Genomic DNA, 21,375 nt, shown 5'->3' on the forward strand with positions numbered 1-21,375 from the left:
GCGGCAGCATTGCCCGCAGCCTGCACCGCGTGCCGCAGGCACAGCCAGACGGGTGGGAGCGGACAGCCTGCAAGACTTGTGGCGAAATCAGGCTCAAGCGCTTATATGAATTGCGGTGGCAGCTATCAAATTTATCTCGGAGCTATCCTGTCTCCGGTATTGCCCCTTGTGCCCACGCCTGCGACGGCAGCCTCTTGTGGCGCGCGGCTGCACCGTAGAGTGCAGACGCATCGTCATCACTTTTACGGCAATGTGTTTGAACGAAGAGCGAAGCTCGAAGTGAGTTTTGCCGTACAGCCACAAGAGGTTGTCGGCGCAGGTTGCCCACAGGCGAAGCCGAAGGGACGTGGGCAGTAGGGGCCTGCTCTTTGCCTACTTTCTTGCGAAGAAAGTAGGTCGCCAGCCGGGCGAAACCCGGCCTATATCCTCAAAACAAAGCGGTCTCGCAAACCAAAACCTACTGAATCCCGCCCAACGAAGCAGCATCCAGTCGCACATTCTTTGCGGCCTCGGGCGGCAGGATCGCCATCGTCAGGCTGCAGTTGCAGGTCAGCTTGCCTTCCTCATCGCGCAGCTCCACCGCCCAGACATGCGTGGTGCGCCCGAGGTGCGTGGGCCGCGCCGTGGCGGTGATCCAGCTGCCCTTGCGGCCTGCGCGCACATGGCTGGCGGTCACGCTCAGCCCCACGCAGCGGTAGCCTTCGGGAATGCTGCAGGCCGCAGCCATCGACCCCAGCGTCTCGGCCAGCACCACGCTGACACCGCCGTGCAGGATTCCGTAGGGCTGGCAGGTGCGTTCATCCACATGGATGCGGGCGCGCACATAGTCGTCGCCGTATTCGGTGAACTCAATGCCCAGATGGGAAATTGCAGTGTTTGCGCTGCCTGCGTTCAGCGCTTTCAGATCGAGCTCTCGGGTCCAGATCGCCATACCAGTCCTTGTGGTGCATGAAAAAAGGACGCTCCTTGCAGAGCGTCCTTCGATGCTAAGGACTTGGAGCAGCAGACGCCAGCACCAAGCGGACTATGCAGCATCACCCAGTCAATGCCTCAAGCCATGTGGCATAGCGGACAGTGCACCCACACGCCAAGTCAGAGACACCAAGCAAGGCCTGGGCGGCCCCGCCTGTCCTCCCCTGGGGGAAGCCGCGAAGCCGCCCAGGCGCAGCAGCTCAGCGGGAGCCTATTCAGGCGCGCATATCGCCCTTGTCCATGAAGCGCTGATGCCAGGACAGCGCCTCGGTCAGGATATGGGGCGTGTGCTGTGCACCCTGCTGGCGCGAGCGGTCGAAATAATCCTGCAACTGGGCGCGGTAGTCCGGATGGACGCATTGGTCGATGATGACCTGCGCACGCTGCTTGGGCGACAGGCCGCGCAGATCGGCCAGACCTTGCTCGGTGACGATGATCTGGGTGTCATGCTCGGTGTGGTCCACATGCGAGCACATGGGCACGATGCAGCTGATCTTGCCGTCCTTGGCCACCGAAGGCGTGACGAAGAAGGACAGATAGCCGTTGCGGGCAAAGTCGCCCGAGCCGCCGATGCCGTTCATCATGCCCGTGCCCATGACATGGGTGGAGTTGATGTTGCCGTAGATGTCGGCTTCGATCATCGAGTTCATGGCGATGATGCCCAGGCGGCGCACCAGCTCGGGATGGTTGGAGATTTCCTGCGGGCGCAGGATGATGCGCTCGCGGTAGAAGTCGATGTTGTCCTCGAAGTCCTTGTAGGCCGCCGCAGACAGCGAGATGGAGGTGGCCGAGGCCTTGCTCATCTTGCCCGCGCGCAGCAGATCCAGCATGCCGTCCTGCAGCACTTCGGTAAAGCCCAGCAGGTTCTCGAACGGGCCGGTCAGCAAGCCTGCCAGCACGGCATTGGCCACATTGCCCACGCCCGACTGGATGGGCAGCATTTCCTTGGGCAGGCGGCCCATCTTCATCTCGTGGACCAGGAAGTCGATGATGTAGCCAGCTATTCTTTGAGAGTTTTCGTCCGGTGTGGCGAACACATTGTCGCGGTCGCCCTTGTGGGTCTCGACCACGGCCACGACCTTGGCGGGGTCCACCTTCAGGTAGGCATCGCCGATGCGGTCGTCGGCATGCGTCATGTTGATGGGCATGCGGCGCGGCGGGATGGCCGTGCCGTAATAGATGTCGTGCATGCCCTCCATCCGGGCGGGCGGCTTGGTGTTGACCTCCAGAATCACCTTGTCGGCAATCTCCAGCCAGGTCTTGTTGTTGCCCACGGCCGTCGACGGGATCAGCAGGCCGTCGGCGGTCACGCCCAGCACCTCGATCACGGCGACGTTCATGTGGCCCAGAAAACCGAACCAGGCATGCTGCGCCACGTGGGACAGGTGCATGTCGATGAAATCGATCTCGCCTGAGTTCACAGCCTTGCGCGCGATGGGATCGGTGTTGAAGGGCAGGCGCTGACCCAGGGCATGGGCTTCGGCCATCACGCCGTCGCACTCGGCGGCGGTGGACGCGCCGGTCCAGACATTGATCTTGTAGGGCTTGCCCTGGGCATGCTCGGCCTTGGCGCGAGCCGCAATGGCCTGGGGCAATGCCTTGGGGTAGCCGGCTCCGGTGAAGCCGCTCATGCCGACATTGACACCGTGGGGAATCAGGGCGGCTGCCTCTTCGGCCGTCATGACGCGCGAGAGGAATTCTGGGTAACGTACGCGATCTGCGATGGACATTGCATGCTCCAACTAAAAAAAACCGCCCGAGTAGGGCGGCATATCTCCAGCGAGAAATGTTACCAGCGCGGAACATTAATACCGGGATTCTCGGCAAAGGCCCCGCGCTGCTGTCAGGGGAATGTTCCCCCGATTACATGTTGGCACTCACTTGGCCTGTACCTTGGTTTCAGATTTGCGCTCGCCCATGGCCAGCAGTGCGTACAGGATGATGGCGCCGAAGGTGGCGCAGCCGATGCCGCCCAGCGCGAATTCGCCGAACCTCAGCGTGAATTCTCCGGTGCCCAGAATCAGGGTGATGGCAGCCACGATCAGATTCTTGGTGTCGGAAAAGTCCACCTTGTTGTCCACCCAGATCTTGGCGCCGGCAATGGCGATCAGGCCGAACACCACGATGGAGACACCGCCCATGACGGGCAGGGGAATGGCCTGGATCAGCGCACCGAACTTGGGCGAGAAGCCCAGCAGCACGGCCAGCAGGGCCGCCACAAAGAACACGGCCGTGGAGTAGATGCGGGTCGCCGCCATCACGCCGATGTTCTCGGCATAGGTGGTCACGCCCGTGCCGCCGGCTGCGCCGGAGACCATGGTGGCCACGCCGTCACCGATGAAGGCCCGGCCCATGTACTGGTCCAGGTTCTTGCCCGTCATGGCCGTCACGGCCTTGATATGGCCCAGGTTCTCGGCCACCAGAATGATGACCACGGGCACGATCAGCAGCATGGCGTTGCTGGTGAACACCGGCGCATGGAAGCTGGGAATGCCGAACCAGGCGGCATTGAGCACGCCGCTCAGATCCACGGGCTTGCCCCAACCCAGGCCGTTGGTGAAGACGGCGTAGAGCACGCTGGCAATGATCAGGCCGATCAGAATCAGCAGGCGCTGCAGCATGCCGCGCGTGAACACGGCCACCAGCGCCACGGACACAAAGGTCAGCGCCTGCATCCAGGATTCGAAGTTGTTGGACGCCATGTTCTTGATGGGAATCGAGGCCAGGTTCAGGCCGATGATGGCCACCACGGCACCCGTCACCACGGGTGGCATGAAGCGTTCAATCCAGGCCGTGCCCACCATCTGCACCAGCAGGCCGACCAGCATGTAGACAAAGCCGCAGGCAATGATGCCGCCCAGCGCCACGCCGATATTGGCGTTGGCAGGTCCCTGGCTGGCCACATAGCCGGTGGCGATGTTGACCACGCCGATGAAGGCAAAGGAAGAGCCCAGATAGCTGGGCACCTTGCCGCCGGTGATGAGAAAGAAGATCAGCGTGCCGATGCCGCTCATCAACACCGCCAGATTGGGATCGAACCCCATGAGGATGGGAGCCAGCACCGTGGAGCCGAACATGGCAATCACGTGCTGGATACCCATCAAACCGGTCTGCGTCCAGGGCAGTCGCTCATCGGGGCCGATGACGCCACCGCCCTGCAAGACATCGGACGATCGCTCCGTCCATTGAAACATTCCCATCCCATCGCTCCTTGGAGATATAAAAAACGGAGCAGATTATGGCAAGCAGTGCTTGCCCGCTGGGGCCGTGCAAGCACTGGTAAACCAGGGACTGTGGTCTCTCGCACACGCGGGAAAACGGCTGCACCAGGACAAACTATCAAATACATAGCTTGCAGCGCAATACCTTCAATGAATTAGTGGATAAACAGATCTAAAGTTGTTTATCAGCAAGCGCTAGCAGCTATCAAATTCACTGCTTCTGCTGCAGCGCACGCGCAATGCGATCGCGCTTGACCGTGGGCTTGGGCACCTTGAACGGGAACCACATGCGCACATCCTCCTCCAGCCCGATGCCGTGCATGAAGTTGTAGATGGCCTTCTTGAGCGCCGCGCCCAGTGCGTCGTGATCGACGCCTGTGGGGTCGATGAAGGGGCGGTCGTTCTTGGCAAAGTTGCCCTCGGGCAGCGGCGGCAGCTCGATACCGTATTCCTCGGGGTTGAGGCCCACGGGCGAGTGCACGGTGCAGCTGAAGCGGTGAAAAAAGCCGCTTTGAATGCAACCGTTGAGAAACAGCTGGCGCACATACTCGAGCGCGTCCACCGTGTCCTGCACGGTCTGCGTCGGAAAGCCGTACATCAGGTAGGCATGGACCAGAATGCCGGCCTCCGAGAACGCCTTGGTCACGCGTGCCACCTGGTCCACGGTCACGCCTTTTTTCATCAGCGCCAGCAGCCGGTCGGATGCCACTTCCAGACCGCCGGAGATGGCGATGCAGCCGCTGTCGGCCATCAGCTCGGCCAGCTCGGGCGTGAAGGTCTTCTCGAAGCGCACATTGCCCCACCAGGAGATGCCGGCGTTGCGCGCAATCAGCTCCTGCGACAGCGCCTTGAGTGCCTTGGGCGGTGCGGCTTCATCGACAAAGTGAAAGCCGGTCTGGCCGGTCTCGGCGACGATGGCCTCGATGCGGTCGGCCAGCACGGCGGCGCTGGCGCCCTCGTAGCGCCCGATATAGTCCAGGCTGACATCGCAGAAGCTGCACTTCTTCCAGTAGCAGCCATGGGCCACGGTGAGCTTGTTCCAGCGCCCGTCGCTCCACAGACGGTGCATGGGGTTGAGCATGTCCAGCAGCGACAGGTATCGGTCCAGCGGCAGGCCGTCCCAGGTCGGCGTTCCGACCTCGGCAAACGCGATGTCGGACTCCATCATGTTCACGTACTGCACCTTGCCGTCGTCGCCGCGCACAAAGGTGCGCACCAGACGCGATCTGCCGCGCTCGCCGCGCAGATGCTCGAGCAGCGCCAGCAGCGGGCGTTCGCCCGCATCCAGCGTCACGAAGTCGAAGTAGTCGAACACGCGCGGCTCGGCCAGCTCGCGCAGCTCGGTGTTGACAAAGCCGCCACCCAGCACCGTGGCAATCTGCGGAAAGCGCCGCTTGATGGTCTGGGCAATGCGAAACGCCGCATAGGCCGAGCCTGGAAAGGGCACGGACAGCAGCACCACCGTCGGCTGGTGACGCTCCACGGCCTCCAGCGTCAGGCGCTCCAGCACCTCGTCCACCAGATTGGGCTCTGCCTCCAATGCGCTGGCCAGCGGATCGAAAGTGGGCTGGCTGCCGGCCAGCGACTCGGCATAGCGCACGAACTCGAAGCGCTCGTCCACGGCATCGCGCAGCACATCGGCCAGATCGTTGAGGTACAGCGTGGCCAGATGCTTGGCCTTGTCCTGCAGTCCCAGGGCCCCGAAAGCCCAGCCCAGCGGGTCGCCACCTTCCTCGTCCTCATACACGTCCAGCGTGGCAAAGCGCGGGCCTTCGGGCAGAAAGTGGCGCCCCACGATGCGGTGGGCCAGCGTGGAGTCTCGCCCCTGCAAGAACGCAATCGTGGGCGCGATCGTGGCCAGATAGCGCTCCTGCTGCGCGACAAAGGACTGCACGGCAGGCGTGTGCTTTTTGGCAGGCAGGGCCTGGATGCGCTCGGCCACCGCGCGCAGGCCATCTGGCGAGAGCAGCTGCAGCACCAGGGCCAGTGCCAGGTCTTCCTGCATGGCGGTGATGCCGCGCGAGCGCAGAAAGCCGGTCAGATAGGCCGTGGAGGGGTAGGGAGTGTTGAGCTGCGTCATCGGCGGAATGACGGCCAGCACGCGGGTGGGCAAAGCGGACATGGGGTGCGGGTCGCCGGCATGCGCCGTTGACGGTGTAGACAGGCCCCGATTATCGGTTTGACCGCGCATCCGTGCTGCACAGGTGACATCTGCGGGGGCCACCACCAATGACTTGCGCGGACTGCAGCGCTAGGCTGAGGCCATGTCCTGTGCCTCCCCCAATACCGCCCCCCATATTCCCCAGATCCGGCTGTACCAGAACTGGCTGCGTGAGACGCGCGGCCTGAGCTTCGCCGACTACGACGCGCTGTGGCGCTGGTCGACCAGCGATCTCGATGCCTTCTGGCAAAGCATCTGGGATTATTTCGACCTGCAGTCGCCCACGCCGCACAGCGCGGTGCTGGCCCGCAACACCATGCCCGGCGCGCAGTGGTTCCCGGGAGCGCAGGTGAACTATGTGCAGCAGGTGCTGCGCCATGTCCAGCCGGCCCATGCCGCCGGCATGCCGGCCGTCATCAGCCGCAACGAGCAGGGCCTGCAGCGCGAGCTGAGCTGGCCCGAGCTGCAGCGTCAGGTGGCGGCCCTGGCCCTGCATCTGCGTGCCCAGGGCGTCGCCAAGGGCGACCGCGTCGCGGCCTATCTGCCCAATATTCCCGAGGCCATGGTCGCCTTTCTGGCCTGCGCCAGCCTGGGCGCCATCTGGAGCATCTGCGCACCCGATATGGGCACCCATGCCGTGCTCGACCGCTTCAAGCAGATTGCACCCAAGGCGCTGATCGCCGTGGACGGCGTGCATTACGCCGGCAAGGACATAGACCGGCGCGAGGTCCTGCAGGAGCTGCGCAGCGGCCTGCCCAGCGTGCAGCACGTGGTGCTGGTGCCCAATCTGAATACCTCGATAAAGATAGCTGACACCGCAGACTACACCAGCGTTACAGCGAGAAATGATGCAGATACTGCAGCCTTTGAACCCGAATGGCTGGCGTTCGACCATCCGCTGTGGATCGTCTACTCCAGCGGCACCACCGGCCTGCCCAAGCCCATAGTCCACGGTCATGGCGGCATGGTGCTGGTGGCCCTGCAGCTCAAGGGTCTGCACAACGACATCGGCTGCAGCTACGAGCCCAACAGCTGGGGCGAACGCTATCACTGGTACAGCTCCACGGGCTGGGTGATGTGGAATGCCCAGGTCTCGGGCCTGCTGGGCGGCACGACCTGCGTGATCTTCGACGGCAGCCCCGGCGGCAGCAAGGACAAGCCCGACTGGGGCACGCTGTGGCGCTTCGCGGCCGAGACCGGCGTGTCCAGCTTTGGCTCGGGTGCGGCCTTCTACGCCAACTGCATGAAGGCCGGTGTCGATCTGTCCGCCTGTGGCGATCTGTCACGCATACGCGGCCTGGGCAGCACGGGCTCGCCACTGTCTGCCGAGGTACAGCAGTGGGGGACGGAGCAGTTTGCCAAGCTAGGGCACCCTGACATCTGGTGGAACAACCTGTCGGGCGGCACCGACTTCGCGGGGGCCTTTATCGGCGGCAACCGCGATCTGCCGCTGGTGCCCGGCGTCATGCAATGCCGCCAGCTGGGCGCGGCCGTCGAGGCTTGGAACGAAGAGGGCCAGCCCGTGATGGATGAGGTCGGCGAGCTGGTCTGCACCCAGCCCATTCCATCCATGCCGCTGTTCCTGTGGGGCGATACGGACGGGAAAAGGTATCTATCGAGCTATTTCGACATGTACCCGGCGGGCCATGGCCGCCAACCCGGCGGCGGTGACGGCCCGGCAGCGATGGGGCCGGTCTGGCGTCATGGCGACTGGATCAAGCTGCTCGGCGAGGGCGGCTGCATCATCTACGGCCGCAGCGACGCCACCATCAACCGCCACGGCCTGCGCATGGGCACCAGCGAGATCTACAGCGCCGTCGAGGCCCTGCCCGAGGTGCTGGACAGCATGGTGGTGGACCTGGAATATCTGGGCAAGGACAGCTATATGCCGCTGTTTGTCGCCCTGCGCCCCGGCGTGGAGCTGGATGCGGCCCTGCGCGAGCGCATCAACAAGGCCATCCGCTCGGCGCTGTCGCCACGCTTTGTGCCCGACGATATCTTTGCCGTGGCCGAGATCCCACGCACACTCAGCGGCAAGAAGCAGGAGCTGCCCATCAAGAAGCTGCTGCTGGGCCAGCCCCTGGCCAAGGTGGTCAACAAGGACACCATGGCCAACCCCGGCTGCCTGGACTGGTACGAGGGCTTTGCCAGGGAATACCTGACCAAGGCAGAGACGGTGGCCTAACGCCCGGTAAACAAAGGCTGTCGCTTCTCGCGCCAGGCCGCGCCGCCTTCCTTCAGATCGGCCGATTCGATGGTGACCTGCACGGCAGCATCGATGCCGGCCTTGTCATGTACGCCGCGGGCAATGGCGTTGAGGTGCTTCTTCATGCCCAGCAAGGCCAGTGGCGCCATGCCGGACAGCGTGGCCTGCAGCTGCGCCACGCGCTCGCCGATATCGGCGCCGTCCGCCAGATCGGTCAGAAAGCCGCAGTCCTTCATCGCCTGGGCCTGTAGCTTCTCGCAGGTCAGAAACAGGCGCTTGGCCGTATCCAGGCCCAGCCGGGTCACATAGCGCTCCAGGCCCGAGCCATAGAAATGCAGGCCCAGCCGCGCGGCGGGCATGAACATCTGGCTGTTGGCACCACCGACGCGGAAATCGCAGGCCAGCGCCATATCGGTGGCCCCGCCAAACACCCCGCCCTGGATCGCGGCAATCGTTACGGCGCGGCAGTTTTCCACGGCATCCACCATTTCGCCGAAGGAGCTGCCCTCGTTCTGGCTGTTGGCAATCTCGGCGATGTCGTAGCCGCTGCAGAAATGCCTGCCCACCGCCTGCAGCGTCAGCACCAGCACGGCCGGGTTGGCATTGACCTCATCGATCTGGCGGCGCAGCACGCTCAGGTCTTCGGGCAGCAGTTTGTTGGCAACGTCGGGTCGGCGCAAGGTGATGCTGGCACAGGCGCCCTGGATCAAAAGCTCTGGAGACATGACTGTATTTTCATCCAGACCTGCGCAGAGAGAGCCCTCTGAGGTGCATCAAGTGTTGCAGTGCAAACACTCGGTGACCTTATCTTTTGCCGGTTGACAGGTACACTTTGTCGTCCTCATAGAGCACCTGATGTGCGCTGATCCCATCCATGTCTGTTGAACCGACCGGCGCCGAGCGCCCCAGCTTTGACCTCAAGAGCGCGCAACTGCCGGTGCTTTCCGTGGTGCTTCGCAGCACCGACATGCAGGCGCTGGCCCAGGATCTGACCCGCCGTCTGGCCGACGACCCCGACTTCTTCGACAACGATCCCGTGCTGATCGATCTCAGCCAGGTGTGCGAAGCCGAGCAGGAGATCGACTTCCCGGCCCTGCTCGAGGCCCTGCGCAACCACCGCACCGTGCCGGTTGCCGTGCGCAGCGGCAGCGAGGCCCAGATGGAGGCGGCCAGGGCCCTGGGTCTGAGCGCAGCTCCCGATGCCATGCCGGCGCGTCGCGCCGAGCCGCAAATCCACGAGATCATTCGCGAGGTGGAGGTCGAGGTGCCCGCGCCTCTGGCCGATGCCGTCATCGTGGACCGGCCGCTGCGCTCGGGACAGCGCGTCTATGCCAAGGGCACCGACATTGTGGTTCTGGACATGGTCAGCTATGGTGCCGAGGTGATTGCCGACGGCAACGTCCATGTCTATGCCCCTCTGCGCGGCCGCGCCGTGGCCGGGGCCAGCGGCAATACCGGCGCCAGAATTTTTAGCACCTGCATGGAGGCGCAACTGCTTTCCATCGCGGGTATCTACCGCACAATTGAAACCGATCTCCCCAAAGAAGTCGCCGGCAAAGCTGCCAAGGTGCGTCTTGAAGGAGAAAAAATCATTATCGAGCCGGTATGAGACACACCGGACACCCTATCAACCTGCCCCATTTGTCTTAAAGGAATCGTGCAAACATGGCCAAAATCGTCGTCGTGACCTCCGGCAAAGGCGGTGTCGGCAAGACCACCACCAGCGCCAGCTTCGCATCCGGCCTCGCTCTGCGCGGCCACAAGACCGCAGTGATTGACTTTGATGTGGGTCTGCGCAATCTCGATCTGATCATGGGCTGCGAACGCCGCGTGGTCTATGACCTCATCAATGTCATCCAGGGCGAAGCCAATCTGAACCAGGCCCTGATCAAGGACAAGCAGTGCGAAAACCTGTTCGTGCTGGCCGCTTCGCAGACCCGCGACAAGGAAGCCCTGACACAGGAAGGCGTGAAGAAGGTGCTGGACGACCTGTCCGCCATGGACTTCGAGTTCATCATCTGCGACTCGCCCGCCGGCATTGAAAGCGGCGCGCTGATGGCCATGCACTATGCCGACGAGGCCCTGGTGGTGACCAACCCCGAAGTCTCGTCGGTGCGCGATTCGGACCGCATTCTGGGCATGCTCAGCTCCAAGACCGAACGTGCCGTCAAGGGCGAGAGCATCAAGGAACATCTGCTGATCACGCGCTACAACCCCAACCGCGTGGAAGACGGTCAGATGCTGTCGCTGGAGGACATCCAGGACATTCTGCGCATCGAGCTGATCGGCGTGATTCCCGAATCCGAAACCGTGCTCCAGGCTTCCAACCAGGGCATTCCGGCCGTGCACATGCAAGGCACGGACGTGGCCGAGGCCTATCAGGACGTGGTGGCACGCTTCCTGGGCGAAGAAAAACCCATGCGCTTTACCGAAGCCGTCAAGCCCGGCTTCTTCAAACGCATGTTTGGCGGGAGGTAAGCCCTATGTCCATGTTGTCGTTTCTGCTCGGAGAGAAGAAGAAGTCCGCCTCGGTCGCCAAGGAGCGTCTGCAGATCATTCTCGCCCGCGAGCGCGTGGGCGGAGAAAGCGGCAAGCCCGACTATCTGCCGGCCCTGCAAAAAGAGCTGATGGCCGTGATTTCCAAGTATGTGGACATCAACCCCAATGACATCAAGGTACAGCTGGAGCGCCAGGAAAACCTTGAGGTCCTGGAAGTCAAGATCGAGCTGCCGGACGCTACACGCGGCTGATATCAACGCATCCTTTCATGGCGCACAGCGCCTGATGGACAAGAAAATGGGCCTCCAAGGCCCATTTTTCATTGGGCTGCCGCCCGGCCCCCGCGCAGCGCGAAGGCGCGGGGTGTGGTGCCTCATTCCCGCACCGGCTCCCGCATGGTCACCAGCTCCTCGGCCACGGTCGGGTGTATGCCTATGGTCGCATCGAACTGCTGCTTGGTCGCGCCACATTGCAGCGCCACGGCAAAGCCCTGCATCAGCTCGCCCGCGCCCTCGCCCACCATATGCACGCCACGCACGCGCTGGTCGGCCTTGGAGACGATGAGCTTGAGGAAGACATTCTCGGGCTCGGCCCCCATGCGGTTGGTCAGCGGCCTGAAGCTGGACTGGAAGACCTGCACCGCGCCAAAGCGTACGCGCGCCGCCTCCTCGGACAGTCCCACCGTGCCCACCTGCGGATGGGAGAACACCGCCGTCGGCACCAGTTCATAGTCGGGGGCGCTCTTGTCGCCCTGACCGAACAGACGATGGGCGACCACCGAGCCCTCGGCCAGCGCCACGGGCGTCAGGGCCATTCGATCGACCACGTCGCCCACCGCATGGATGGAAGGCACATTGCTGCAGAAATGCGGGTCCACCTCGATGGCGCCCCGGTCGTTGACCTTGACCCCTGCCGCCTCCAGCCCCAGCCCTTCGATCAGGGGCACGCGCCCCGTGGCGTACATCACGCAGTCCACCACCAGTTGCTCGCCGCTCTTGAGCTGCAGGTGCAGGCCGTCCTCCTGCTTGTCTATGGCCTGAATCTCATCCTCCCAACGGAAGTTCACTCCCAGTTGGGCCATCTCCTGGCCCAGGTGCAGACCCAGGTCGGCATCAAAGCCGCGCAGCAGCTGCTGGCGGCGGTGCAGCAGGGTGGTCTCGGCGCCCAGGCCGTTGAAGATGGAGGCGAACTCCACGGCGATATAGCCACCGCCCACGACCACCACGCGCCTGGGCAGCTGCGGCAGATGGAAAGCCTCGTTGGAGGTGATGGCATGCTCGATGCCCTGGATATCGGGCAGGCTGGGCGTGCCACCCGTCGCGATCAGGATATGGCGGGCATGCAGGGTCTGCCCGTTCACCTGCACGCCATGCGGCCCTGAGAGCCTTGCACGGCCGTGGATGACGGCAACCCCTGCGCTGGCCAGCATGCGGCCGTAGACGCCGTTCAGGCGCTCGATTTCGCGGTCCTTGTTGGCAATCAGCGCAGGCCAGTCGAAACGCGGCTGCTCCAGCTGCCAGCCAAAGCCCCGCGCCTCCTCGGCCAGCTGGCTGAAATGCGCGGCATGGCTGAGCAGCTTCTTGGGGATGCAGCCCACGTTGACGCAGGTACCGCCCAGCTGGGCGGCTTCCACCACGGCCACACGGGCCCCCAGGCCGGCAGCCACGCGGCTGGCGCGCACGCCCCCCGAGCCGCCGCCTATGACCAGAAAGTCGTAATCAAAGTCTTGTTGCTGCATGTTCTGTCTCGCTGGTTGGGAGGTTCAAAGCAGATGCTTGCTGCTTTGCACTCTACAAGACAAGACTGCCGCAGGTGGTTTAACGCAGCGTTAAACCACCTGCACGACCCAGTTTGATCGGCGAACGGCCTAGAACGGCTTGTCGCCCTTGACCGTGGCGCGGTGCATGCGGCGCACGGCCGGGAAATAGTCCTGAATCGCGTAATGCTGGGTGGAGCGGTTGTCCCACATGGCGATGGTGTTGGGCTCCCAGTGCAGGCGCATCTGGTATTCCAGGATCGCGGGCTGGCGCAGCAGATAGTTCATCAGATCCTGCTGCTGGGCATGAATTTCGTTGGCCGAGCGGAAGCTGTCGAAGTTCGAGCTGAAGTTGGCGAAATGCGTGACGAAGGTTTCGTTGACGTAGAGGATCTTGCGGCCGCTTTCGGGGTGGGTGCGCACCACCGGGTGCACCACGGGCGGGTATGTGCCGCGCGCCTGGGCTTGCTGTGCGGGCGTCATGCGCGCGCCGAACGAGGGCAGGATGTCATGCACGGCATACAGGCCGGCGATCTGCTGCTTGCGCGTCTCGGGCAACTGCTCGTAGGCCTGCTCCATATTGATCCAGACCGTGTCGCCGCCGACCTCGGGGCATTCCACGCAGCGCAGCACCGAGGCCATGGAAGGGGTCTCGCGCCAGGAGACATCGGTGTGATAGACGTTCTCGGTGCCCGGGATCTTGCTGTTGCCGCCGAGCAGCACCAGCTCGGCATGGTCGGGGTGATGGGGGAACACCGGGTGCCGCTCCAGCTCGCCGAAGCGGCGCGCAAACGCCACATGCTGGGCAGGCGTGATGTTCTGCTCGCGAAACACCAGCACCTTGTGTGCCACCAGCGCCTGGCGCAGCTCGCGCACCTGCTCCTCGCTCACGGGCTGGCGCAGGTCTATGCCCGAGACCTCCACGCCTATGGCGGGAGAGATGCGCCTGAGCTCGATCCCCGTGCTGCTTGCCGCTGCCACCTTGCGCTGGGTATGGGCCGGCCTGTCTTCGCAATCGATCATGATGTGTCTCCAAAGCGTTGCAACACTGTCCTCGGGCCTGACGCAGCAGGCCTGGGGGCAATCTAGGGCGGGCCTTGGAGATCGGTATCGTTCAAGCCGACTAGGTAGGGTTCCCAGTCGGCAGCCGGCCTTACCTGACGAAGCCGTGGGCGTGCATATGGCCCGAGTGGTAGAGCAGCGGCGCGCGGTCGGCATGGTGCTCGCAGCGCTCCACCTCGCCGATGAAGAGCAGATGGTCGCCCTCCTCGTGCTGGCGCAGATTGCGGCACTCGAAGACCGCGCTGCAGCCCTCGAGCAGCGGCACGCCATGCTCGGAGTCATGGTGCTGCGTGTGGCTGAAACGGTCGGCGCCCTTGCGGGCAAACAGCTCGGCCAGCGGCTTTTGCGAAGCCGCCAGCACATGGATCGCGTAGTGGGTGCTGTGGCGGAACACAGGCAGGGAATTGGCCTTCAGACCCAGGCTCCAGAGCACCAGCGAGGGCGCCAGCGACAGTGCGTTGAAGGAGCTGACCGTGGAGCCCACCGCGTGGCCTTCTGCACTGCGCGCCGTGATGATGGTCACGCCGGTGGCAAATTGCCCCAGCGCATCGCGAAATTCGCGCTGCGAGAAAGGCAAGGCCGAACGCAAGACGGAGGTAGGCAAGGCGGAGTTCACGAAATTCAGAGCTCAGGTCAGCGCCCACAACGGTGCGCCACGGTTCAAGATCAGCAGATCCCATGGGGGCATCTGCAGGGCTTGAGCAATTATCAACTTGAACCTAGCCGGTCACAATCCGTAAGGGCTTAAGGCCAGAAGCATCAATTTTGATAGCTTCCTACGCAGTATTTCAAAGGCCTGCAGACCAAAATCTTCGTCAATCCTGGGTCTGCACTGCCAGCAGCCCCTGACCGGCCTGCTGCGCCAGCCAGCCGCCGACCTTGGCCTTGCTGCAGCGCTGCAGCTGCATCAGCAGCGCATGCTCGGGCCAGGGCAGGGCATGGCGCTCGCACAGGTCCTGCTGCATGCGGGCCAGCAGGGCCGCCGCCATCTCGGCATCCGCCAGCGCCCGGTGGGCGCGGCCCGTGGAAGGCAGGTGCAGATAGCGCGCCAGATTGCCCAGGCTGTGACTGGGTGCCTGCGGGTAGATGCGGCGCGACAGCAGCACGGTGCAGGCAAACAGCTGGGGAGCGGCTTCGCCTGCCAGCGCCAGCTCGGCCTGCCAGAACTTGCTGTCGAACGATGCGTTGTGGGCCACCATGGGCGCACCGCCCACGAAGCGGGCCGCATCGCGCATCACCTCGGCGGCAGGCGGTGCGGTGCGCAGCATCGCGTTGGTGATGCCGGTGAGCTCGGTGATGAAGGGCGAGACCCAGGCCCCGGTCTGCATCAGGCTCTGGAAGCGGTCCACCACGCGGCCCTGCTCCAGCAGCACGATGGCCACCTCGGTGGCCCTGGCGCCCTGGGCGGGCGTCATGCCCGTGGTTTCAAAGTCGATGACGGCGATCGCAGCACTCATGACTGCATTGTGCCGTGGCCGGCGCCTCAGTCCGTGCCCAGCTCGTCTTCTCCGGGCAGACCCAGGCTTTGCACCACATGCTCGAGGATGCGGAACAGCTGCTCGCTCTCGGCGCTGCCCAGCTGCTCCTCGATCTCGGTGTAGATGGTTTCGAAATGCGGCACGATCTGCGCCACCATTTCCTGGCCGGCCGGCGTGAGGGCGAACTCGGAGCCCCGCAGGTCGGCCACATGGCGACCGCGCTTGATGAGCAAACGCCCTTCCAGCGTCTTGAGCAGGCGCGAAAGGCTGGGCATGCTGATGAAGGTCAGCTGCGACAGCTCCATGGGACGCAGGCGCTTGTCGGCCACCCACATGATGCGCAGCACGCGCCATTGCTGCTCGGTCAGTCCATGCGCACGCAGCGAGGGACGAAAGCGCACCATGACCGCCTCGCGGGCCTTGAGCAAAGCCATGGGCAATGAGCGCGCAAAGGAACGTGAAGTGTCAAGGGCAGGAGTGATGTCGTGCTGGGTCATGGCATGGACGAGTTGCTGGGGTGATTGTATGTAAGAGCCCCACGCAGCGATACCGTCAATCCGGGCAAAAGAGTCAGCCAGCCCGTACTCGTCCTGCAGTCCTATGTCCTGTCTCAAGCCGAGGCAATCCGCGCACCGCGAGCGATCTCGGGGGCCGGCTCATCCCAGAACCGGAAATCCAGCGCCGGGCGCTCGCCGCTCATCAAGGCCGCCATGGCCTTGCCCGACCCTGCTCCATGCGTCCAGCCCAGGGTGCCATGCCCGGCATTGACCCAGATGCCCGCCGCCCGGGTCGCACCGATGCAGGGGATATTGCTCGGCGTAGCGGGCCGCAGACCGCACCAGAACTGGGGATCGCCACCCTGCTCCGGCAGGCGCGTGTCGCAGACGCCGGGCATCAGCTCCTCCACGCGCCTGACCAGCATCTCGCAGCGCGCCCTGGCCGTGGGCGTGTCCAGACTCAGATCGAAGCCGCCCAATTCAATGGTGCCGGCCACCCGCAGGCGGTTGCCCAGACGGCTCATGGCGACCTTGCGGCTGTCGTCGATGGTGGAGACCATGGGGGCTTTTTCGGGCCGCAGCAGCGGCAGGGTGGCGCTATAGCCCTTGCCCGGATAGATGGGCACATGCACGCCCAGGGGCCTGAGCAGCAGCGGCGTGTAGGAGCCGCAGGCGACCACCACGGCGTCCGCGCTCAGCATGCGCCGGGCGCCATCGCTGCCCTCGCGAAGCTGCACCTGGGCAGGCTTGCCCCGGCGCGCCGGCTGCAGGCTCAGGATATCGTGGCCGTAGAGGAACTGCACACCGGCCTGGGCACAGAGGTCGGCCAGCTTTTCGGTGAACAGACGCGCATCACCGGACTCATCCGTGGCGGTGAACGTGCCACCCGCAATCTGCGCGGCATAGGGCGTGAATGCAGGCTCGATGGCCAGCAGCTCTTCGCGGCTGACCAGACGGCGCTGCACGCCGTATTGCCGCATCAACTCCACGCCTTCGGCGGCCTCGGCAAACGCCTGCGGGCTGCTGTAGAAATGGGCAATGCCGCGCTCCAGCCGCTCGAACTCGATACCGGTCTTCTGGACCATGTCCTTGAGCGCCAGATGGCTGTAGGCGCCCAGCGCCACGATCTGCTGGACATTGCGCGCAAAGGCGCGGTCATTGCACTGGGCCAGGAACTGCAGGCACCAGCGCCATTGCGCGCTGTCGAGCCGGGGCCGCAGCAGCAGCGGAGCCTGTTTGTCGAACATCCATCTCAGCGCCTTCCAGGGCGCCTGGCGATTGGCCCAGGGCTCGCAGTAGCTGACCGAGATCTGGCCGCCATTGGCATAGCTGGTCTCCAGGGCCGGACCGCTCTGGCGGTCCACCACGGTGACTTGATGACCGCGCTCGCGCAGATGCCAGGCGGTGCTGATGCCGATGATGCCGGCGCCCAGGACGATGATGTTCATGCGGCCAGTGTCTGCACTCTTGCAGGCAAACAAAAGCAGCATTAAATTTTCAGCAGTTTCATCAGAAATACTAATGGAATTGCCATGAGTTCCTGGGACCCTGTTGCGCTGGAATGCCTGGCCGCCATCGTGGAGGAAGGCGGCTTCGAGCGCGCCGCGCAAAAGCTGCACATCACCCAGTCGGCCGTGTCCCAGCGCCTGCGGGCGCTGGAGGCGCTGGTGGGCTCGGTGCTGGTGGAGCGCACGCGCCCCGTCAAGCCCACCAGCGCCGGGCGGCTGCTGCTCAAGCATGCCAAGCAGCTGCGCCTGCTGCGCGCCGATCTCGCGCACGAGCTGCAGGAGCTGGCACCGCAGACCGGGCAGAGCCTGGCCGGCGAAATCGTCTCCATCGCCATCAATGCCGACAGCATTGCCACCTGGGCCATGACGGCTCTGGACGAGCTGGTGAAGAGCGGCCTGCCGCTGGAGGTGGTGGTCGACGACCAGGACTTCACGCAGGAGCTGCTGCGCTCGGGCCAGGTCATGGGCTGCGTGACCACGCTGGGGCAGGCCCTGCGCGGCTGCACGGTGCAGCCCCTGGGTGCCATGCGCTATGTGGCCGTGGCCTCGGCCGAGTTTGCCCGGCAAAGACTGCCGCAGGGGCTGACGCGCAAGAACTTCAACCAGCTGCCCTATCTGTCCTTCAACCGCAAGGACGATATGCAGGCCGAGTTCGTGGCGCGCTGCCTGGGCCTGCGCAATGTGTCGCTGCAGCACCAGATCCTGCTGCCCAGCTGCGAGGCGCAGGTGCGCGCCGTGCGTGCCGGCTGGGGCGTGGGCGTGCTGCCGCAGCTGCTGGTGCAGCCTGCGCTGGAGGCCGGCGATCTGGTCGAGATTGCGCCCGGCCATGCATTGTCCATCGCGCTGTTCTGGCATTGCTGGAATCTGGAGTCGCGCGTGCTGGCCCATGTCAGCCAGGCCTTGCTGGGCAAGGCCCGGCAGCTGCTGCAGGTCGATTGACGCCGGCCATAAAAAAGGCCGTGCTTTGCAGCACGGCCTTGCGAGATCGGTTCAAACGGAGGTACTTTGGTTTTTGTAGCTGTGGACGCTCATCTATCCTTGATTTGACGCTGTTTTATGCCTGATGTGTATGCATATCAAGCGCAAGCAGCTATGAAAATCAGCGAATCAGCAGCACGGGGATGGTGCAGCCCGCCAGCACTTGAGAGCTGACCGAGCCCATGACCAGGCGGCCCAGCGCGCCGTGGCCATGCGTGCCCATGGCGATCAGGTCGAACTTGCCGTCCTGCGCGGCGTGGATGATGGTGTCGGCAATGGGGCCGACCTTGGAGATGCTGTGCGCCTCGACGCCACGCGCCTTCAGGAACTCCTGCACGGGCTGCAGGATCTTGGCGGATTCTTCGTCGTAGTACTGCTCCACCACTTCCTTGCCCAGCGCAGCGCGTGCACGCGGAGGCAGCAGCGGCTGCACGGTGATGATGGTGTACTCATGGCCCGTGCCCAGCATCTCCTGATGCGAGGTCAGATAGGCCAGCATTTTCTGGGTGTAGGCACTGCCGTCCACAGCGAGCAAGATCTTCATACCAATTTCTCCTTGTTGATGTCTCAAGCCTAAGGGCTAGGGACAGTCAGCATCTTGACTTGGCTCAAGTCAATTGTCGATGCCGGCAGAAAGTCCTCCTGCTCTCCCTTGCGGGCATAGCCGAGAGGATTGGCCACCACGCGGCATTGCCATTCGCTGCCGTCCTCGCGCCGGCCGCTGGCGATGTAGTCGCTGGCGCAATGCAGATGGCCGTGCAGCCAGAGCTGGGCATGGGGCAGAAAGTCGTCCATCACATTGCAGAAACCGGCCGTTCCGGGCACCAGCCCGTAGCGCGGATCGGCGCTGCGCAGGCTGGGCGCAAAGTGGGTCACGGCCACCGTGGGCCCGTCAAACGGCTGCTGCAGCGCGGCGCGCAGCCAGTCCTGGCAGAGCAGGCTTTCCTCGCGCATGGGCGCGGCCAGAAACGGCTCGCCCTGGCGGCTGCCGCCGGTCTTTTGCAGATAGAAATTGGCGGCGCGAAAAGCCTTCTCGCGCAGTCTGTGCAAACGCGTGGCATCGGTCACGCCCTCATGCATGGCCATGGCGTCGAAGTCGCTCCACAGCGTGGTGCCGATGAAACGCACGCCGTCCATGACCACGGTTTCACGATCGAGCCAGATCAGGCCCAGCTTGTCGCACACGCGCTGCAGGCGCAGTCTCGCCTCGTCGAAGTCCTGCATGTCGTACTCGTGATTGCCAGGCACGAACACCACGGGCGTGGGCCAGGTCGCGTATTGCGGCAGCGGCGAGAAACGCTCCAGCCCGAAGTTCTCGCCATCGACTTGGCTGCTGCTCTGGTAGGAGCCGATATCGCCGGCCAGCACCAGCACATCGGCGCCGGCCGCCGGCTGGGCCACGAATTGGGGGTGGACTTCAAGGTGCAGGTCGGACAGCAGCTGGATCTTCATGCGGCTAGTTTAGTCAACCATGCTGGGTGACCTGGGCCGAACCATTGGCAAAGGTGATCTCGGCCGAGCGCGTCAGCGTTTTCAGCAGCCAGTCATAGGCCTGCGGGTGCGGGCCGCGCCGGCGCCACAGCGCATCCACATGCACGGGCGTGACATCGAAGGGCAGATCGCGCAGCTCCAGCTGATCGCCCATGCCGGTCACGGGCACGAAATGGCGCGGCAGGATGGTCAGCAGATCGGAGTTGATCACCACGCGCGCTGCGGTGAAGAACTGGTTGACGGTGAGCACCACTTCGCGCGAACGCCCCAGCGAGGCCAGGGCCTCGTCGATGAAGCCGAAGGAGCGGCCCGAGAAGCTGACCAGCATATGGCGGGCCGCGCAGTAGTTGTCCAGCGTCAGCGGCACATGCGCCAGCGGGTGGTCCTTGCGCATCACGCACAGGTACTCGCCCTCGTACAGGCGGCGGCTGTCAAACGCCACCAGACCGCCGGCCTGTGCACGCGCCGTCAGATCGGCCAGCACGGCAGGGAAGTAACCCACGGCCATATCGGCCTCGCCATCGTCGAGCAGGGACCTGGGATCGCGCGTGGTCAGCGGCAGCAGGCGTATGCCCAGGCCCGGTGCCTCGCGCGCCAGGATCGGGTACAGCGGCGGAATCAGCGTGGCGGCCGTGGCATCGGCCATGGCGATCACGAACGTGGTGCTGGCCGTCTCGGGATCGAACTCGTCCGGTGCGAGAGCGCCCTCCAGATGCTGCAGGGCTTCGCGTATCACCGGCCACAGGGCCTGGGCGCGCGGCGTGGGCTCCACGCCCTGCCCCTGGCGCACCAGCAGCTCGTCGCCCAGGACCTCGCGCAGCCGGCGCATGGCATTGCTGACCGCCGGCTGGGTGATGCTGAGCTTGTGCGCCGCGCGCGTGAGGCTGCGTTCGGACATGACCTCATCGAAGACGCGCAGCAGATTCAGGTCCAGAGAGCGAAAGTTCAAAGACATGGCATCACCCGATACATCACTACTGTGAATGCTACAGATTCAAAATATAAATTTGAACATACCTAGGGTAATCCCTATAGTTACACCTATTCCCCGGGCAATTCGCCAAAAGCGTGGGTCAAAGGGTTAACTGCCATGAGCAACTTTATTTACAACTCCTACTGTGTCGAGCACCCTGGTGTGGTGCGTATCTATCAGGCCAGCGACGAACGCATGGCCGCCATTGCCGCCGAACATGAAGCGCAATCCCAGTCCCGATCGCACTGGATGGTGCTGGCCGTGGTGCTTGCTGCTCTGGCCGCCGGCGTCTTCCAGGCCACCGAGACCTGGAGCGACGGTCATATGATGGCTGCCTGGATGGTCCTGTGGGCCATGGCCTTTGCCAGCATCGCCCTCTTCTCCCAGCCCGCCCGCCGCGCCATCAATCTGGTGCGTACCGGCTACCGCGCCTGGGTCAAGAGCCGCCAGCAAGCCGCTGCCGATGAACGCGTCTGGAACGCTGCGCTGCAAGATGCCCGCCTGATGGCCGATCTGGCCCGTGCCATGGATCGCCAGAGCCGCTAAGCGCCCGGATCGCTTCCCCCGAAAAGC

Annotated in this window: 20 protein-coding genes; 6 read left to right on the top strand and 14 right to left on the bottom strand. The window is 64.0% G+C overall.

All coding sequences use genetic code 11. From position 1 onward, the window contains the following. Window positions 1-457: 457 nt before the first annotated feature. The 4 genes from DJFAAGMI_RS17570 to DJFAAGMI_RS17585 form a co-directional block, all read right to left on the bottom strand. A complete protein-coding gene (locus DJFAAGMI_RS17570; protein WP_211458114.1) occupies window positions 458-931 on the bottom strand; it encodes a PaaI family thioesterase in 474 nt (157 codons plus the stop codon). 256 nt (window positions 932-1,187) lie between these two features. Continuing rightward, window positions 1,188-2,702: an acetyl-CoA hydrolase/transferase family protein gene (locus tag DJFAAGMI_RS17575; RefSeq protein WP_211458115.1), complete on the bottom strand. Its 1,515-nt coding sequence runs from the start codon at window positions 2,700-2,702 to the stop codon at window positions 1,188-1,190. Window positions 2,703-2,849: 147 nt separating this feature from the next. Beyond that, entirely contained in the window at window positions 2,850-4,172 is a 1,323-nt protein-coding gene (locus DJFAAGMI_RS17580; RefSeq protein ID WP_043003226.1) for a solute carrier family 23 protein, read from the bottom strand. A 232-nt stretch (window positions 4,173-4,404) separates the two neighbouring features. Next, complete coding sequence (locus tag DJFAAGMI_RS17585) at window positions 4,405-6,315, bottom strand: B12-binding domain-containing radical SAM protein (RefSeq protein ID WP_211458116.1); 1,911 nt, start codon at window positions 6,313-6,315, stop codon at window positions 4,405-4,407. A 142-nt stretch (window positions 6,316-6,457) separates the two neighbouring features. On the opposite strand from DJFAAGMI_RS17585, the gene DJFAAGMI_RS17590 reads away from it, so the two are divergent. Further along, the gene (locus DJFAAGMI_RS17590) at window positions 6,458-8,539 is read left to right on the top strand and encodes an acetoacetate--CoA ligase (protein ID WP_211458117.1); all 2,082 of its coding nucleotides are present in this window, start codon (window positions 6,458-6,460) and stop codon (window positions 8,537-8,539) included. Here the strand turns inward: DJFAAGMI_RS17590 and DJFAAGMI_RS17595 are convergent. Beyond that, entirely contained in the window at window positions 8,536-9,285 is a 750-nt protein-coding gene (locus tag DJFAAGMI_RS17595) for an enoyl-CoA hydratase/isomerase family protein (RefSeq protein ID WP_211458118.1), read from the bottom strand. The genes DJFAAGMI_RS17590 and DJFAAGMI_RS17595 overlap by 4 nt on opposite strands. Window positions 9,286-9,434: 149 nt before the next feature. On the opposite strand from DJFAAGMI_RS17595, the gene minC reads away from it, so the two are divergent. The 3 genes from minC to minE are packed head-to-tail and all read left to right on the top strand — an operon-like array spanning window position 9,435 to window position 11,310. Next, a complete protein-coding gene (minC, locus tag DJFAAGMI_RS17600; RefSeq protein WP_211458119.1) occupies window positions 9,435-10,169 on the top strand; it encodes a septum site-determining protein MinC in 735 nt (244 codons plus the stop codon). A gap of 56 nt (window positions 10,170-10,225) precedes the next feature. Then, on the top strand, window positions 10,226-11,038 hold the full coding sequence (minD, locus tag DJFAAGMI_RS17605) for a septum site-determining protein MinD (RefSeq protein ID WP_003059885.1): 813 nt from the start codon (window positions 10,226-10,228) through the stop codon (window positions 11,036-11,038). A 5-nt stretch (window positions 11,039-11,043) separates the two neighbouring features. Beyond that, on the top strand, window positions 11,044-11,310 hold the full coding sequence (minE, locus tag DJFAAGMI_RS17610; protein ID WP_003059887.1) for a cell division topological specificity factor MinE: 267 nt from the start codon (window positions 11,044-11,046) through the stop codon (window positions 11,308-11,310). Between the two features lie 122 nt (window positions 11,311-11,432). Here minE and gorA read toward each other — a convergent pair whose 3' ends face one another. From gorA to DJFAAGMI_RS17640, 6 genes are all read right to left on the bottom strand, one after another. Continuing rightward, a complete protein-coding gene (gene gorA / locus DJFAAGMI_RS17615; protein ID WP_211458120.1) occupies window positions 11,433-12,797 on the bottom strand; it encodes a glutathione-disulfide reductase in 1,365 nt (454 codons plus the stop codon). Window positions 12,798-12,926: 129 nt separating this feature from the next. Further along, entirely contained in the window at window positions 12,927-13,838 is a 912-nt protein-coding gene (locus DJFAAGMI_RS17620; RefSeq protein ID WP_211458121.1) for a TauD/TfdA dioxygenase family protein, read from the bottom strand. A gap of 130 nt (window positions 13,839-13,968) precedes the next feature. After that, complete coding sequence (locus tag DJFAAGMI_RS17625; RefSeq protein WP_034406713.1) at window positions 13,969-14,493, bottom strand: flavin reductase family protein; 525 nt, start codon at window positions 14,491-14,493, stop codon at window positions 13,969-13,971. A gap of 199 nt (window positions 14,494-14,692) precedes the next feature. Beyond that, window positions 14,693-15,334 carry a 3'-5' exonuclease gene (locus DJFAAGMI_RS17630; protein ID WP_211458122.1) on the bottom strand — a complete coding sequence of 214 codons (642 nt, stop codon included), beginning with the start codon at window positions 15,332-15,334 and terminating at the stop codon, window positions 14,693-14,695. Between the two features lie 26 nt (window positions 15,335-15,360). Then, window positions 15,361-15,852, bottom strand: coding sequence for a homoprotocatechuate degradation operon regulator HpaR (gene hpaR, locus DJFAAGMI_RS17635; protein ID WP_211458123.1), 492 nt, complete (start codon window positions 15,850-15,852; stop codon window positions 15,361-15,363). A gap of 113 nt (window positions 15,853-15,965) precedes the next feature. Continuing rightward, window positions 15,966-17,342 (bottom strand): D-amino acid dehydrogenase, encoded by a 1,377-nt coding sequence (locus DJFAAGMI_RS17640; RefSeq protein ID WP_211458124.1) that lies wholly within the window; start codon window positions 17,340-17,342, stop codon window positions 15,966-15,968. Window positions 17,343-17,384: 42 nt separating this feature from the next. On the opposite strand from DJFAAGMI_RS17640, the gene DJFAAGMI_RS17645 reads away from it, so the two are divergent. Then, entirely contained in the window at window positions 17,385-18,299 is a 915-nt protein-coding gene (locus tag DJFAAGMI_RS17645) for a LysR family transcriptional regulator ArgP (protein ID WP_211458125.1), read from the top strand. Window positions 18,300-18,459: 160 nt separating this feature from the next. Here the strand turns inward: DJFAAGMI_RS17645 and DJFAAGMI_RS17650 are convergent, their stop codons facing one another. Genes DJFAAGMI_RS17650 through DJFAAGMI_RS17660 form a run of 3 tightly spaced genes read right to left on the bottom strand, consistent with a single transcriptional unit; the run spans window position 18,460 to window position 20,784 of the window. Further along, window positions 18,460-18,882 (bottom strand): universal stress protein, encoded by a 423-nt coding sequence (locus tag DJFAAGMI_RS17650; protein ID WP_167007445.1) that lies wholly within the window; start codon window positions 18,880-18,882, stop codon window positions 18,460-18,462. Between the two features lie 29 nt (window positions 18,883-18,911). Further along, complete coding sequence (locus DJFAAGMI_RS17655; protein WP_211458126.1) at window positions 18,912-19,790, bottom strand: metallophosphoesterase; 879 nt, start codon at window positions 19,788-19,790, stop codon at window positions 18,912-18,914. 13 nt (window positions 19,791-19,803) lie between these two features. Next, window positions 19,804-20,784 carry a LysR family transcriptional regulator gene (locus DJFAAGMI_RS17660; protein WP_043003240.1) on the bottom strand — a complete coding sequence of 327 codons (981 nt, stop codon included), beginning with the start codon at window positions 20,782-20,784 and terminating at the stop codon, window positions 19,804-19,806. Window positions 20,785-20,919: 135 nt separating this feature from the next. Here DJFAAGMI_RS17660 and DJFAAGMI_RS17665 point away from each other — a divergent pair, with 135 nt between their 5' ends. Next, complete coding sequence (locus DJFAAGMI_RS17665) at window positions 20,920-21,348, top strand: hypothetical protein (protein ID WP_003059907.1); 429 nt, start codon at window positions 20,920-20,922, stop codon at window positions 21,346-21,348. Window positions 21,349-21,375 lie beyond the last annotated feature (27 nt).

The sequence above is a fragment of the Comamonas brasiliensis genome (genome assembly GCF_018292285.1).
Taxonomy (GTDB): domain Bacteria; phylum Pseudomonadota; class Gammaproteobacteria; order Burkholderiales; family Burkholderiaceae_C; genus Comamonas; species Comamonas brasiliensis.